This window comes from Achromobacter insolitus, assembly GCF_002209555.1.
Lineage (GTDB): Bacteria > Pseudomonadota > Gammaproteobacteria > Burkholderiales > Burkholderiaceae_B > Achromobacter > Achromobacter insolitus.
This window is the reverse complement of the sequence record NZ_NJIF01000009.1, coordinates 211770-226545: the sequence shown is the minus strand read 5'-3', so window position 1 is coordinate 226545 and position 14776 is coordinate 211770. Positions and strand designations below refer to the sequence as shown.

Sequence of the window (14776 nt, the reverse complement as noted above, 5' to 3'; positions counted from 1 at the left end):
ATTCGTTAGGCGTTCTCCTTGATTGAGCAGGTTCGTTTAGTACTAGTGTATAGACTCGGGCCGATAAAACAAGCTGACCTAGCGCAAGAACATGGCATTTTTATGGCTGAGCCCCTAGGGTGCATGCGTGCTTGCGCGAGCAGCGCCTAGGGGTCTTCCCCAGGGCCGCATTACATGCGGAAATGCTCTCCCAGATAGACCCGGCGGACGGCGGGGTCGCCCACGATTTCATCGGGGTGGCCGTCGGTCAGCACCTTGCCTTCGCTGATGATGTAGGCGCGGTCGCAGATGCCGAGGGTTTCGCGCACGTTGTGGTCGGTGATCAGTACGCCGATGCCGCGTCCCTTCAGGAATCGCACGATGCGCTGGATCTCGATGACCGCAATGGGATCCACCCCGGCAAACGGTTCGTCCAGCAGGATGAAGCGCGGGCTGGTGGCCAGCGCGCGCGCGATTTCCACGCGGCGGCGTTCACCGCCCGACAGGGAGATGGCCGCGTTGCTGCGGATGTGGCCGATCTGCAGTTCTTCGAGCAGCGATTCCATCTGCTCGTTGATCTTGGGCGTGGACAGCGGGCGACCATCCGGCCCCAATTGCAGCTCCAGGACGGCGCGGATGTTCTGCTCGACCGTCAGGCGCCGGAACACGGAGGCGTCCTGCGGCAGGTACGACAGGCCCATGTGCGCGCGCTTATGGATCGGCATGGCCGTGATGACCGAACCGTCGATCTCGATGCGGCCGGCGTCGGCGGGCACCAGGCCCACGATCATGTAGAAGCTAGTGGTCTTGCCTGCGCCGTTGGGACCGAGCAATCCGACGACTTCGCCACTGACCACGGACAGGGAAACATCCTGTACCACGGTCCGGCCGTTATAGGTCTTGCGCAAACCGGTTGCGCGCAGGCTGCCCTGCTTGACGCCCGAAGGGGCGGAGGTTACCGGAGTCGGCACTGAAGGTTGGTTCATCGTGGCTGCGAGTGGTGTTGCATGGGAGACGTTCAACGTCCCTTCTTGGCGGCCTGTTGCTTGCGGCATTCGGCGATGGCGGCATCCGATTTGGCGCGTGGCTCAGCCACCGAGCGAACCCGGCCGCCCGCGGCGGCGGAGTTGGGGCCGCCGTGAGCTTCGTAAGTGCCGGTCTTCTCGTTGTAGCGTACCCGCTCGCCGCGAATGGTGTCGAACGGTTTCCCACAGACGTAGCGGATCACGACCGCTTGTCCGATCAGGTCGAACGTGCTCTTGGATCCGTCGTACTCGGCGCGCAGGCCGGTACCTTCGATGAGTTCGAAAGTTTCCGGGCGTTCCTGGCGGATGGTCACGATCTTGCCTTTGTTGGCGGTGGCCGTGCCGAACTGGTTGCCTTGCGCGTCTTCGTTCATTTCCAGCACGTCGGACGTCAGGGTCATGAGGCCGCGCGTCATGTTGACGTTGCCCGTGAAGACGCTTTTCTTCTTCACGTCGTCGTAATGCAGGGTGTCCGACAGGATCAGCGTGCTGGGCTCTTCGGCCGGCGCCGCCGCCTTGGGCGCCGGATCCGCGGCATGGGCCGCGGCGGACGCCGTCAGCAGGAGGGCGCCGAGCAAACGAGTCGTCGGAGCAAGGAGAATCCGGAGGTCGGTCATGGTTTTTTCTGATCAGTGTTGTTGGCGGGAATTTCGGTCCGGCGTTGCTGTTTGCCTTCGGAACCGGCAATTTCCACATCGGTCGATGCCGAAACCTGCAGTTGGCGCGTCTTGTTGTTGTAGTGCATGCCCGTGCCGTTCATGCGCGAACGGCCCTTGATGACTTCCGCCGGCAGGTCGGTGTAGACCACGTCGTCGTCGGGCAGGATGATCAACTGCTGGCTGCGCACGTCCAGCAGGTCGTTATTGGCGTCGGGCTGGCGCCGCACGTGGGCGTCGCCGTTCATGATGATGCGCTTGCCGCCTTGTTCCATGACGGCAGTCTTGGAGACGGCGACGGTGATGGGGTTGTTCTCATGTTGCCCCACGGCGCGCGGAGTCGTCACGTGGTAGGAGTCGTCATCGGGGAAATGTTCCGCGTATACGCCTTCCAGCCGGTTGATGGGACGCCCGTTGGGATCCGTGCGCAGCATGACGAAGTCGCGCGACCAGGCGTCCATCTCGTGGGTAATGCGGCGCGGCGGATCCGTCTGGATGGCCCGCTGCGCATAATCGGCCGCCCACCATGAGCCGGTGACCAGCACCAGCAGCAGGAACAGCGCGATCAGGGAGGGAAAGCGTTCTTTCATCGGGTTTGCCACAAGGGCTTAGGGGTTGCGGCGGCGGTCATTGGATGGCGCCGGGGCCGAGCAGGCCCGGCGCCGCCAGGAAGGCGCCGAGACGCCCCTGGGCCGCCAGCAGCAGATCGCAGCATTCGCGCACGGCGCCGTTGCCGCCGGTATGCGTGGCCACCCAATGCGCGGCCTGGCTGACATAGCCGGGTGCGTTCGGCACGCTGGCGGCGAAGCCGGCGCGCTGCAGGGCCGGCAGGTCGATGACGTCATCGCCCATGTAACCGGTCTGGTTAAGTTGGACACCGGATCGCTGCGCAAGTTCGGCCAGGGCGCCGCCCTTGTCCCGAACGCCCTGGATGACCTCGGCGATGCCGAGCTCGGCCGCGCGGCGCGCCACGATGGGGCCGGAGCGGCCCGTGATCAGCGCGACCTTCAGGCCGCCTTCCATCAGCAGGCGCAGCCCGTGGCCGTCCAGCGCGTTGAAGCGTTTTTGCAGCTCGCCGTTTTCTCCGTAGTAGAGGCTGCCGTCGGTCAGCACGCCGTCCACGTCGAACACCATCAGACGCACGGCGGCGGCGCGTTCGCGCACGCCGGCCGGGATGCGGGCAAGGACCAGCGCTTCGGCCGGATGAGTCACGGGAGCAGAAAGAGTCATAGTCATACCACTTTAGCGGCCATCAGGTCATGCATGTGTAGGGCGCCGAGCAGAACGCCGTCGTCATCCAGCACCAGCATGTGGTTGAGCCGTAGTTTGTCCATTTGCTGGGCGGCCTCGACGGCCAGCGCGTCGGGGGTGATGCTGCGCGGCGAGCGCGTCATGCCGGATTCGACGGTCAGGCTGCGAATGTCGCCGTGCCGGGCGATCAGGCGGCGCAAGTCGCCGTCGGTGAAGATGCCTACGGGGCGGTGTTGCGGGTCGGTTACGACGGTCATGCCCATACCCTTGGCCGACATGACTTCCAGCGCCTGCGATACCGGCGTGCCGGCGATTACGATGGGCAGGGCGTCGCCTTCGCGCATGACGTCGCGCACGTGGGTCAGCAGGCGGCGGCCGAGCGCGCCGCCGGGATGTGAGCGGGCGAAGTCCTGTGGTCCGAAACCGCGGGCCTCCAGACAGGCGACGGCCAGGGCGTCGCCCAGGGCCAGTGCCGCCGTCGTGCTGGCCGTGGGGGCCAGGTTCAGCGGGCAGGCCTCCTGGGCCACGCTGGCGTCCAGGTGGATGTCGGCCAGATTAGCCAGTTCGGACTGCGGATTGCCGGTGATGGCGACGAGCTTGGCGCCCATGCGGCGCGCCACCGGGAGGATGGTCAGCAGTTCCTGGCCGGAGCCCGAATAGGAAATCGCGATGAGGACATCGTCCTGGGTGATCATGCCCAGATCGCCATGGACCGCCTCGGCGGCGTGCACGAAAAAGGCCGGCGTGCCGGTCGAAGCCAGGGTCGCCGCGATCTTGCGGGCGATGTGGCCGGTCTTGCCGATGCCGCTGACGACCACGCGGCCGCGGCAGGCCAGCAGCATCGCGACGGTTTGCGTGAAGCTGTCGTCCAGCCTGGCCGACAGGTCCAGCAGGCCCTGGCATTCAATCTGCAGCGTTCTACGCGCAGATGCCAGCGCGGTCTCGGACGATGTTGTGGGATGGTCAGTCATACGTGGATTTTAATATCAGTATGCGGGTTTGCCCCGGGAAGGGGGCTATGGCATCCTGGCGGCTCATTTCAACGGCTTTCAATCCTTCTTTCCAGGCCCGCTCCATGTCCAGCATTTCCAGCCCCGTCCTTGGCACGCCCCTGTCTCCCCTGGCCACCCGAGTCATGCTGCTCGGCTCGGGCGAATTGGGCAAAGAGGTCATCATTGCCCTGCAGCGGCTGGGCGTGGAAGTCATTGCCGTGGATCGGTATGCCGATGCTCCGGGCCACCAGGTGGCGCACCGGGCGCATGTGGTCTCGATGACGGACCCGCAGGCCCTGCGGAAGGTCATCGAACAGGAACGGCCCCACGTTATTGTCCCCGAAATCGAAGCCATTGCCACCAATTTGCTGGTGGAACTCGAGGCGGCCGGAGTGGCCCGGGTGACGCCGACCGCGCGCGCCGCCCAATTGACCATGAATCGCGAGGGCATACGCCGCCTGGCGGCCGAAACCCTGGGGCTGCCCACGTCGCCTTACCGCTTCGTCGACACGGAAGAAGAACTGCGCCAGGCCATTGACGGGGGCATCGGCTATCCCTGCGTCATCAAGCCGGTCATGTCGTCCTCGGGCAAGGGCCAGTCCGTCATCAAGAGCGCCGATGACGTCGAATGCGCCTGGCGCTACGCCCAGGAGGGCGGCCGGGTGGGCGGCGGACGCGCCATCGTCGAGGGCTTTATCCGTTTCGACTACGAAATCACCTTGCTGACCGTGCGCGCCCGCGGCGCCGATGGCCAGGTCGAGACCCGCTACTGCGACCCCATCGGCCACAAGCAAGTCGACGGCGACTACGTGGAAAGCTGGCAGCCGCATCCGATGTCTCCCGCCGCGCTGGAACGCTCCCGGGAAATCGCGCTGGCGGTTACCTCCAACCTGGGCGGCCTGGGCATTTTCGGTGTGGAACTGTTCGTGGCCGGCGACCAGGTCTGGTTCTCGGAAGTCAGCCCGCGTCCGCATGATACCGGCATGGTCACGATGATCACCCAGGTCCAGAACGAATTCGAACTGCATGCCCGGGCACTGTTGGGCCTGCCCGTGGATACCAGCCTGCGCCAGCCCGGCGCCAGCAGCGTCATCTATGGCGGGGTCGATGCTGGCGCGGTTTCGTTCCACAACGTGGCCGAAGCACTGACCGAGCCCGGCACCGATATCCGTCTCTTCGGCAAGCCTGAATCCTTCGTCAAGCGTCGCATGGGCGTGGGGCTGGCCGTGGCCGAGGACGTGGCGGCGGCCCGGGCCAAGGCCAAGCGGGTGTCGGCCGCGGTGTCCGTCAAGGCCGGCTAACGCATCCCGCTTCCCCTTTTTCAGCAGCGGCCACCAGCTCCAGGGCAGGTGGCCGCTACCGTTTGGGCGCAGCAAATCGGCGCGGCAAACCCGCGCGGCGGCGGCTGCGCCTCAGGCGCTCAAACCTTGCGGCCATACCCCTTCCCATAGTGTGGTTTGCGCTTTCGCATAGTTTGTTCGATAATTTCAGAAATTTCTGAAAGCGGTGTAACTGCATTTATCAGCCGGGCCGAAGGCCCTGGCTTCTGCCGGTGTAGGTCGATCCATGGCTCTGTCCCCCCAAAACGAACGCTTCGTCCTGCATTTCGGCGAGATGGGTAGCCGCTGGGGCGTGAATCGCACGGTCGGCCAGATCTACGCCTTGTTGTTCCTGTCGCCCAAGCCATTGAACGCCGACGACATAGCCGAAACGCTCGGCTTTTCGCGCTCCAACGTCAGCCTGGGGCTGAAGGAGCTGCAGTCCTGGCGCCTGGTCAAGCTCATCCACCAGGTCGGCGACCGCCGCGACTACTTCGAAACTCCCAAGGACGTCTGGGAGATCTTCCGCATCCTGATGGAAGAAAAGCGCAAGCGCGAAATCGATCCCACGCTCACCCTGCTACGGGACACCTTGCTGGAGCCCCCATCGGGTCCCGATGAGGCCTACGCGCAACAACGCATGAACGAAATGCTGGAGCTCATCGAACTGTCCACCGGATGGTTCGATGAGGTTCAACGACTGCCGCCGGAAACCTTGCAGAACCTGATGAAGCTCGGTTCGAAAGTACAGAAGGTGCTGGGTTTCGCCGGCAAATTGCGGGGCAAGGGCTGACCTTGATCCGCCTCGATTTTTCAGGGAACCTCTATGAAGTTGTATGCAACGCTCGTAACATGGCGCGAGAGACGGCCTGGGAACCATGCCGGTTGCCGCGGCACCTCAACTGCTTGGGAGCGACCCAATGATTGATCTCGACGTCGTAAATCTGTCGCGATTCCAGTTTGCCGCGACCGCGCTCTACCACTTCCTCTTCGTCCCCCTCACGCTCGGCCTGTCGTTCATCCTGGCCATCATGGAAAGCGTGTACGTCATGACCGGCCGCGCCATCTGGAAGCGGATGACCATGTTCTGGGGCACGCTCTTTGGCATCAACTTCGCTCTGGGCGTCGCCACCGGCGTCGTGATGGAGTTCCAGTTCGGCATGAACTGGTCGTACTACAGCCATTACGTGGGCGATATCTTCGGCGCGCCGTTGGCGCTCGAAGGCTTGATGGCCTTTTTCCTCGAAGCCACCTTCGTCGGTCTCTTCTTCTTCGGCTGGAACCGCATGTCCAAGGTCAGCCACCTGGTGGTGACCTGGCTGGTGGCGTTTGGCACCAACTTCTCGGCGTTGTGGATCCTGATCGCCAACGGCTGGATGCAGAATCCGGTCGGTTCGATCTTCAATCCCGACACGATGCGCATGGAGATGACCGACTTCGCGGCGGTGATCTTCAATCCGGTGGCTCAGGCCAAGTTCGTGCACACGGTCAGCGCGGGTTACGTCGCTGGCGCCATGTTCGTCATGTCGATCAGCGCCTGGTATTTGCTGAAGGGCCGTCACATCGACCTGGCCAAACGCTCGATGGCGGTCGCCGCCAGCTTTGGCCTGGCTTCGGCTCTGTCGGTCGTGGTGCTGGGTGACGAAAGCGGCTACCTCACCACTGAACATCAAAAGATGAAGATCGCGGCGATCGAGTCCATGTGGCACACCGAGCCGGCGCCCGCGTCCTTCAACCTGATCGCCATCCCCAATCAGGCGGAGCGCAAGAACGACTTTGCGATCGAGATTCCCTACGTCATGGGCATCATCGGCACGCGTTCGCTCACCACGCCGCTGCTGGGCATCGACGACCTGATCCGGCGTGCCGAAAACCGCATCCGCGATGGCATGGTGGCTTATGACGCGTTGCAAAAGATCCGTGCCAATCCCAAGGACGTGGACGCGCGCATGGTCTTCGACAAGACCTGGCCCGACCTGGGTTACGCGCTGCTGGTCAAGCGCTACCAACCCGACATGAGCAAAGTCACCGAAGACGACATCAAGAAGGCGGCGGTCGACACCGTGCCGAATGTCGCGCCGCTGTTCTGGGCGTTCCGCATCATGGTGGCGGTGGGCATGTACCTGATCCTGTTCTTCGGCGTGGCGTTCTGGCTGGCCTCGCGCGGGCGGCTGGACAGCCGGCGCGGCCTGCTCAAGGTGGCGCTGTGGAGTTTGCCGCTGCCCTGGGTAGCCATAGAAAGCGGCTGGTTCGTGGCCGAATACGGCCGCCAACCGTGGGTGATCGAAGGCGTGTTGCCGACTTATTACGCGGCTTCCGGCCTGACCATCGCTGACCTGGCCATCAGCCTGACGATCTTCCTGGTGCTGTACACGGTGCTGCTGATCATTGGCGTGAAGGTGATGCTGCACGCCGTGAAGGCTGGACCGAAATCCGATGGGCCGGCGCCCGGCACTGCCGCCGCCGATCCTGTTCGCGCCGCCGTGCGGGCCTGAAGGAGAAGACAGCGATGGATACTCTTATTCCTTTCGACTACGGCACGCTGCGCGTGGTCTGGTGGGTGCTGCTGGGCGCGTTGCTCATCGGCTTTGCCGTCATGGACGGCTTTGACCTGGGCGTGGCCGCGCTGCTGCCCGTGGTCGCCAAGACCGACGTCGAGCGCCGGGTGGTGATCAACGTAGTGGGGCCGGTCTGGGAAGGCAACCAGGTCTGGCTCATCACGGCCGGCGGCGCCATTTTCGCTGCATGGCCTTTGCTGTATGCCGCTTCGTTCTCCGGGTTCTACCTGGCAATGATGCTGGTGCTGATCGCGCTGATCCTGCGGCCCGTGGGCTTCAAGTACCGCAGCAAGATGGAGGGCACGAGCTGGCGCAACCGCTGGGACGGCGTGCTGTGCTTCTCGGGCGTGGTGGCGTCGCTGGTGTTCGGCGTGGCCATGGGCAACATCATCCTGGGCGTGCCGTTCACGTTCGATCCGGTCACGCTGCGTCCGGTCTACGAAGGGCACTTCTATCAGTTGTTCATGCCCTTCGCGCTGCTGGCCGGCGTGCTCAGCGTGGTGATGCTGGCCATGCACGGCGCCGTGCTGCTGGCCTGGCGCACGGAAGATCCGGTCTCGTCGCGGGCCCGCAACTGGGGCAGGCTGTGCGCCTTGCTCACGGCCGCGTTGTTCGTGGCGGGCGGCTTCTGGGTGGCGGGCGGCGTCCCGGGCCATGTCATCACCAGCACGGTGGACATGGCTGGTCCGTCGGATCCGATGCTCAAGGCCGTGACGGTGCAGAACGGCGCCTGGATGGCCAATTACGCGAAATGGCCGTTGATGTGGATCGCGCCCGCGCTGGGCGTGGGTGGCGCACTGCTGGTGGCGCTGCTGCTGAGCGCGCGCGCCAACGTGCTGGCGTTCCTGGCGTCGTCGGTGTCGATCGCAGGCGTGATCCTGACGGTGGGCTTTTCGCTCTTCCCGTTCATCATGCCTTCGTCGACGAAGCCCCAGGCAGGCCTGACTATCTGGGACGGTTCGTCCAGCCACCTGACGCTGTGGATCATGGTGATCGCCGTCGCCGTGTTCCTGCCCATCGTGACCGTCTATACCGCCTGGGTCTACCGTGTTATGCGCGGCAAGGTCACCCAGGAATCGGTGGGCGACACGCCCAACTCATACTGAAAAAGGAGCCTCCACCATGTGGTATTTCTCGTGGATACTCGGTCTGGGCCTGGCGTGCGCCTTCGCCATCCTCAATGCAATGTGGTTCGAGCTGCGCGAGGGTCATACCCATGATCCGCGCGCCAGCCGTAACGACGAGTGAGCGGCGGTACTAGCAGCCTCGAGCACGATCCCTCGGCAACCCTGAACAAACCGCCGCGCGCTCAGTCGCGGTGGTTGATGGCGCTCGCCAAGGCGGCCAGGCTGCCGCTGATGCTGGCGGGCGCCGCGCCCCTGGTGAGCGGCGCACTGTTGGTCGTGCAGGCCTGGTTGCTGGCCAGCGTGCTCGACGCGGCCATCGTCCGGGACGTGCCCCGGCAGGATCTGCTGAGTGACATCTTGGCCATCGCGGGGCTCATGCTGCTGCGAGCCTGCATTACCTGGGCGGGGGAACGCGCGGGGGCGGACGCGGCCGAACGCATCAAGCGCCACGTGCGCCAGTCGCTGTTCAAGCGCCTGGTGCGGAAGGGACCTTACTGGAGCCGGGGCCAGGCATCCGGTGAACTGGCCAGCGCGGTGGTGGACCAGGTCGAAGCCCTGGACGGATTCTTCGCCAAATACCTGCCCGCCATGGCCGCGGCCGCCATGCTGCCCGTTGCCTTCTCCGTCGTGCTGCTGCCGATGGATGTGATCGCCGGACTGGTTCTTCTGATCACGGCGCCCTTGATTCCTTTATTCATGGCGCTGGTGGGCTGGGGCGCCCAAGGCGCGAGCCGCCGGCATTTGCGCGCCTTCGCACGCCTGTCGGGCTTTTTTGCCGACCGGTTGCGGGGCCTGTCCACTTTGAAGCTTCACGGCCGGGCCGAGGCCGAAGCGGCGTCCGTGGTCGCGGCCAGCGATGCCCTGCGCCAGCGCACGATGTCGGTGTTGCGCATTGCTTTCCTCTCGTCGGCGGTGCTGGAGTTCTTCGCGGCGCTGGGCGTGGCCGGGGTGGCCGTCTACATCGGTTTGACCTATCTGGGATTCCTGGACCTGCGCTGGTCGCCGCTGACGTTGCAGGCGGGGCTGTTCTGTTTGTTGATGGCGCCCGAGGTTTACGCGCCGCTACGCCAGTTTGCGGCGCATTATCACGACCGCGCGGCCGCGCTGGCGGCCGTTTCGCAGATCTCTTTGCTGTTCGACGGCTTGCCGCAGGAGGGCGATGTCTCGGCCGAGACCGTTTCGGACGGCCGCCAGCCCGCGCGCCAGGGCGGAGGCGCCGCTCTCGCCATTGCCGGCCTGCACCTGGATGCTCCGGGCCGCAGCCAGGCGGTACTGTCGGACGCAGGGCTGACCTTGGCCGCGGGCGAGCACGCCGCGCTGATGGGACCCAGCGGCATCGGCAAGTCCTCGCTTATCGAGGCGATCGCGCGGCTGCGCCCGTTTGAGGGAAACATACGCATCGATGGCTTGCGCTTGCCCGAATGGGACGAAGCGGCGCTGCGTGAGCGGGTGGCGCTGATCGGACAGAAGCCGCAATTGCTGGCTGGGTCCATCGCCGACAACATACGCCTGGGACGCCCGGATGCCTCCGAAGCCGAGGTGCAGGCCGCCGCGCGCCGCGCCTGTGTGCTGGAGTTCGCAGACGCCTTGCCGCAGGGGCTGGCGACGCCGCTGGGCGGGCGCGGACATGGCCTGTCCGGCGGCCAGGCACAGCGCGTTGCGCTGGCGCGGCTGTTCCTGCGCGATCCGGGCCTGATCCTGCTGGATGAACCCACGGCGCATCTGGACGAGGCCACGCAGGCGCGCGTGCTGGACGCGATCCTGGAATTTTCGGCCGGGCGCACCTTGCTGATGGCGACGCACGCGCCCGCGGTGGCGGCCCGGTTGGGCCGGACCCTGCGCGTAGCCGCCGGGAAAGTGGAAGACGCATGAAGAACCTGTTGCTGCTCCTGCCGCTGTATGCGCGCCGAAAAAGCGGGCTTTTACTCGCATTGTTCTGTGCGCTGGCTACCGTGGCTGCCGGCGTGGGCCTGTTGGGCGTTTCGGGTTGGTTCCTGACGGGCGCTGCCCTGGCGGGGGCGGGCGGCGCCTTCAATCTGTTCGCGCCATCTGCGCTTGTGCGCGGCTTGTCGTTTCTGCGCATCGTGGCGCGCTATGCGGACCGCGTTGTCGGCCATTCCGCCACGCTGCGCCTCTTGGCGGACCTGCGCGCCAAGGTGTTCTCGGCGCTGATCCGGCTGACGCCGCGGCAGCTGGCGCGCTACCGCGATGGCGACCTGGTGGCGCGCATGACGGGTGACGTCGACGCCCTCGACACAGTGTTTCTGTTCGTGCTTGCGCCGCTGGCCACCGCCGTGCTGGCGGGCGCGATATTGACCGCGGTATTGGGACTTTGGGTGCCCGCCGCCGCGCTGGCCTTGGCGCTGGCTTTGCTGGTGGCTTGCGTGCTGGTGCCTTTGTGGCTGCTGCGCGCGGCGCGCAAGCCCGGCGCCGCCGCTCAGGAAAGCGCGGCAGGCTTGCGCGCCGCAACGCTGGACGCGGTGGACGGGCATGCGGACATGGTGGCCTTGCATGCACAGGCGCAGACGGCGGCGCATTTCGAGCGCTTGTGCGAGGCCAGCGCACTGGCGCGCCGCAGCCAGGCACGGGTTGCCGCCCGCGGACAGTTCTTCCTGCAGGCCGCCGCTGGCGCCGCGGTGCTGGCCTTGCTTTGGTTCGGACTGGACACGATGGAGTCGGGACGGATCGAGGGCCCGGCTTTGGCTGGCCTGCTGCTCGCGGTTATCGGTATTTTCGAGGTTGCGGGCCCTATCATGCGGGGGGCGTCGCGCATGGGTTCGGCAATTTCGGCGGCGGGACGCATTCGTGAAGTAACGCAAAGCGAGCCGGACATGCAGGATCCGCCCGCGCCGCGGGCATTGCCCGACACCGGCGCGCTGGAACTGGATGGCGTGCGCTTTGCCTACTCCCCTCGAGACACGGCTGCGAGTCCGGCTGTGCTTGACGGCGCCAGCCTCCGTGTTGAGCCGGGTGAGCGAATTGCCATCCTGGGGCCCAGCGGCGCCGGCAAGTCGACCCTGCTGCACTTGCTCTTGCGCCTGGAGGATCCCCAGGCGGGGCAGGTGCGTTTTGGCGGCTGCGACGCGCGCGACTGCACACAAGCCGACTGGCACCGGCGCATCGCGCTGCTGTCACAGGACGCTCCGGTTTTCCTGGGAACCTTGCGCACGAACTTGCTCATCGGCGACCCCGAGGCGGACGATGCCGCCTTGTGGCGCGCATTGGACGCCGCAAGGTTGGGCGATTTCGTGCGCGGCTTGCCCGAGGGGCTGGATACCTGGGCCGGCGAGACGGGGTCGCAGCTGTCGGCCGGGCAGGCGCGCCGCCTGTGCCTGGCGCGGGTGCTGCTGTCGCCCGCGGCGGTCATCGTGCTGGATGAGCCCACTGCCGGGCTGGATGGCGAGGCCGAGGCGGCATTCTTCAGCGATCTGGCAGGCGCCGTGCGGGGACGCACCGTGGTGCTCGCCACCCATGCGGTCTTGCCTCCAGGGGCTGTCGACCGGCGCTATATCCTGCGGGCTGGCCGGCTACATGAATATGAATTGTCATCGGGGACGGCAATCCTGGCTTAAGCTCGGTTGCGAGGTTATAGTTCGCCTTGCTTCAATTCTTCAGGGCCGTCTTCCATGCAGACCGACAACGCCGAGTACATCCGGCGCACCATCCGCAGCGTTCCAGACTGGCCCCAACCCGGTGTCATTTTTCGCGACATCACGCCCGTGCTGCAGGATCCTCGCGCATTTCGGGTGCTCATCGATCTCTTCGTCTATCGCTACATGCGCCAGCGCCTGGATCTGGTTGCCGGCGTCGATGCCCGCGGCTTCATCATAGGCAGCGTGTTGGCCTATGAACTCAACCTGGGCTTCGTGCCCGTGCGCAAGAAGGGCAAGCTGCCGTTCCGCACCGTGGCCGAGGAATATTCCCTTGAGTACGGCAATGCGTCGGTCGAAATGCACACGGATTCGGTGCGCACCGGCCAGCGCGTTCTGCTGGTGGACGACCTGATCGCCACCGGCGGCACCATGCTGGCCGCCATCAAGCTGCTGCAGCGCCTGGGCGCCAACGTGGTCGAGGCTGCCGCCATCATCGACCTGCCAGACCTCGGCGGTTCGGCCCGCGTGGCCGCCACGGGCACCCCGCTGTACACAGTCTGTCAATACGGCGCTGACTCCCCGGCGTAGGAGTTACGCGTCCGACAAGCGCGGCTGGATGAAGTCCAGGAAAGCCTTGGTCTTCGCCGGCAGCATACGCGAAGGCAGCAGTGCAAAGAGCGGCAGGGGAGTCAGGCTCCATTCCGGCAGCACCCGCACCAGGCCGGCCTGCTTGATGGCGCGCTCCATGGCATCGAAGACCAGCAGGGGAGTGATGCCCAGGCCTTGTCCGGCCAGCCGTCCGAGCATGCCGACATTGTTGGCCGACAGGCGCCCCGACACCTGGACCCGCTCTACCTTGTCGCCCGAATGCAGCATCCAGAAGGAGGATTCCTCGCGCATGGTGGGGCGCAGGCATTCGTGGTGGCTCAGATCCGCCGGTACCCGCGGTTCGCCATGGCGGGCCAGGTATTCGGGCGAGGCATACAGCTGATGGGCCATCAGCACGATCTTGCGCGAGATCAGGCTGGAGTCCGGCTGTTGGCCAAAGCGCAGGATCAGGTCGAAGGGATTGCTGATCGGATCGATCGGACGCATGCTCAGGTCGAAGTCGCACTCGATGTCCGGATGCTGCTCGCGGAATTCGCTGATGACGGCGGGCAGGAACAGTTGCGCCAGGCTGGTGGGCAGGGAGATGCGCAGGCGACCCTTGGGCTGCACCGCCATGTCCAATAGTTGATCGTGCGCGATACGCGCTTCTTCCACGATATGCCGGCAGCGCTCGAAGTAGATGGCGCCCGCCTCGGTCAGGTCGATCTTGCGCGTGCTGCGGTTCAGCAGGCGCATGCCGATGCTGCGTTCGAGTTCGCTGACTCGGCGCGAGAGCGTGGATGTCGGAATATTCAAGGCTTCGGCCGCGTGGCTGAAGTTCTTGCGCTTGGCGACTTCGACAAATAGGGCGATGTCGTTAAGCTGGATATCCATGGGGCCCTCGATGTTCAAAATTCCATTTCTGGGGGATTTGTATGATAAATGGAATAATTGTCCCGCCAGCAGAAATGTCTATTTCCCCAAGCTGGATGGCGCGCCCGCCACATCGCCTGCGGATGTTTCGTTACCGAGCTTGCTTATGGCTGAACGCTGGCAAGGCTTGTCGTTGCTTGATCCGGCCCGGGAGTGTGCAGAAAATGCGCAGATTTTGGCGGTAGCAACCCGTAATTGTCCCATCTGTGCAAATATGTTCACCAAAATAAGGGTTTTTACTAGGCTGCAATCGCCAGATACTTCGTCCCAGCAATCAAATTGTCACATCGCACCTGCCAGCCTGGCAGAAGACGGTGTGCAAGGTTTAGGATGGAGTCATCTCAATGAAAGCCCTAGCTACCGCACTCATGGTTACCGCAACGCTGGTGGGTATGTCCGCCGCTCACGCCGATGGCAAGACGCGTGAACAGGTCCAGCAGGAACTGCAAGCCGCCAAGGCCGCCGGCCAGGTCACGTTTGGTGAACTGGACTACCCGCCCGCCACTGTCCAACGCACCAGCCTGTCGCGCGAGCAGGTTCAGCAGGAACTGCAAAGCGCCAAGGCTGCTGGTCAAGTGACCTCCGCCGAGCTGGACTACCCGCCCAAAGCCGCGGTGTCGCAATCCGGTGGCAAGACCCGCGAGCAAGTGCGCCAGGAACTGGCCGAGGCCAAGGCACGCGGCGAATACACCTTCGGCGAACTGGATTACCCGCCCCTGGGCCAATAAGTCGCCCCGCCCGCAAGAAAAGCCCCT

15 protein-coding genes are annotated in these 14776 nt (G+C 64.9%); 9 read left to right on the top strand and 6 right to left on the bottom strand.

Going from position 1 to position 14776, the window contains the following annotated elements; genetic code table 11:
* Window positions 1–170 precede the first annotated feature (170 nt).
* The 5 genes from lptB to CEY08_RS24130 are packed head-to-tail and all read right to left on the bottom strand — an operon-like array spanning window position 171 to window position 3882.
* Window positions 171–965, bottom strand: coding sequence for an LPS export ABC transporter ATP-binding protein (gene lptB, locus CEY08_RS24150; protein WP_042796108.1), 795 nt, complete (start codon window positions 963–965; stop codon window positions 171–173).
* 32 nt (window positions 966–997) lie between these two features.
* The gene (gene lptA, locus CEY08_RS24145; RefSeq protein ID WP_042796109.1) at window positions 998–1621 is read right to left on the bottom strand and encodes a lipopolysaccharide transport periplasmic protein LptA; all 624 of its coding nucleotides are present in this window, start codon (window positions 1619–1621) and stop codon (window positions 998–1000) included.
* Window positions 1618–2250, bottom strand: coding sequence for an LPS export ABC transporter periplasmic protein LptC (gene lptC / locus CEY08_RS24140; RefSeq protein WP_063641413.1), 633 nt, complete (start codon window positions 2248–2250; stop codon window positions 1618–1620). Before lptC ends, lptA begins: the two co-directional genes overlap by 4 nt.
* A gap of 37 nt (window positions 2251–2287) precedes the next feature.
* On the bottom strand, window positions 2288–2890 hold the full coding sequence (locus CEY08_RS24135; RefSeq protein WP_042796111.1) for a KdsC family phosphatase: 603 nt from the start codon (window positions 2888–2890) through the stop codon (window positions 2288–2290).
* Window positions 2891–2892: 2 nt separating this feature from the next.
* Complete coding sequence (locus CEY08_RS24130) at window positions 2893–3882, bottom strand: KpsF/GutQ family sugar-phosphate isomerase (protein ID WP_042796112.1); 990 nt, start codon at window positions 3880–3882, stop codon at window positions 2893–2895.
* A 104-nt stretch (window positions 3883–3986) separates the two neighbouring features.
* On the opposite strand from CEY08_RS24130, the gene purT reads away from it, so the two are divergent.
* The 8 genes from purT to CEY08_RS24090 all read left to right on the top strand — a co-directional run bounded on the left by purT (window position 3987) and on the right by CEY08_RS24090 (window position 13088).
* Complete coding sequence (gene purT, locus CEY08_RS24125) at window positions 3987–5204, top strand: formate-dependent phosphoribosylglycinamide formyltransferase (protein WP_076818042.1); 1218 nt, start codon at window positions 3987–3989, stop codon at window positions 5202–5204.
* A 265-nt stretch (window positions 5205–5469) separates the two neighbouring features.
* A complete protein-coding gene (locus CEY08_RS24120; protein WP_042796113.1) occupies window positions 5470–6015 on the top strand; it encodes a GbsR/MarR family transcriptional regulator in 546 nt (181 codons plus the stop codon).
* 127 nt (window positions 6016–6142) lie between these two features.
* Window positions 6143–7717: a cytochrome ubiquinol oxidase subunit I gene (locus CEY08_RS24115; RefSeq protein ID WP_042796114.1), complete on the top strand. Its 1575-nt coding sequence runs from the start codon at window positions 6143–6145 to the stop codon at window positions 7715–7717.
* A gap of 14 nt (window positions 7718–7731) precedes the next feature.
* A complete protein-coding gene (cydB, locus tag CEY08_RS24110; RefSeq protein ID WP_063641412.1) occupies window positions 7732–8886 on the top strand; it encodes a cytochrome d ubiquinol oxidase subunit II in 1155 nt (384 codons plus the stop codon).
* A 16-nt stretch (window positions 8887–8902) separates the two neighbouring features.
* Window positions 8903–9028 (top strand): cytochrome bd-I oxidase subunit CydX, encoded by a 126-nt coding sequence (gene cydX / locus CEY08_RS24105; RefSeq protein ID WP_042796116.1) that lies wholly within the window; start codon window positions 8903–8905, stop codon window positions 9026–9028.
* 77 nt (window positions 9029–9105) lie between these two features.
* Window positions 9106–10779, top strand: a complete 1674-nt coding sequence (gene cydD, locus CEY08_RS24100; RefSeq protein WP_232033901.1) for a thiol reductant ABC exporter subunit CydD — start codon at window positions 9106–9108, stop codon at window positions 10777–10779.
* Window positions 10776–12479, top strand: a complete 1704-nt coding sequence (gene cydC / locus CEY08_RS24095; RefSeq protein ID WP_076816639.1) for a thiol reductant ABC exporter subunit CydC — start codon at window positions 10776–10778, stop codon at window positions 12477–12479. Before cydD ends, cydC begins: the two co-directional genes overlap by 4 nt.
* A 54-nt stretch (window positions 12480–12533) precedes the next feature.
* Window positions 12534–13088 carry an adenine phosphoribosyltransferase gene (locus tag CEY08_RS24090; protein WP_042796119.1) on the top strand — a complete coding sequence of 185 codons (555 nt, stop codon included), beginning with the start codon at window positions 12534–12536 and terminating at the stop codon, window positions 13086–13088.
* 3 nt (window positions 13089–13091) lie between these two features.
* Here the strand turns inward: CEY08_RS24090 and CEY08_RS24085 are convergent, their stop codons facing one another.
* Window positions 13092–13982 carry a LysR family transcriptional regulator gene (locus CEY08_RS24085; protein WP_013396712.1) on the bottom strand — a complete coding sequence of 297 codons (891 nt, stop codon included), beginning with the start codon at window positions 13980–13982 and terminating at the stop codon, window positions 13092–13094.
* A gap of 383 nt (window positions 13983–14365) precedes the next feature.
* On the opposite strand from CEY08_RS24085, the gene CEY08_RS24080 reads away from it, so the two are divergent.
* Window positions 14366–14749 (top strand): DUF4148 domain-containing protein, encoded by a 384-nt coding sequence (locus CEY08_RS24080; RefSeq protein ID WP_063641409.1) that lies wholly within the window; start codon window positions 14366–14368, stop codon window positions 14747–14749.
* The last annotated feature ends 27 nt before the right edge of the window (window positions 14750–14776 follow it).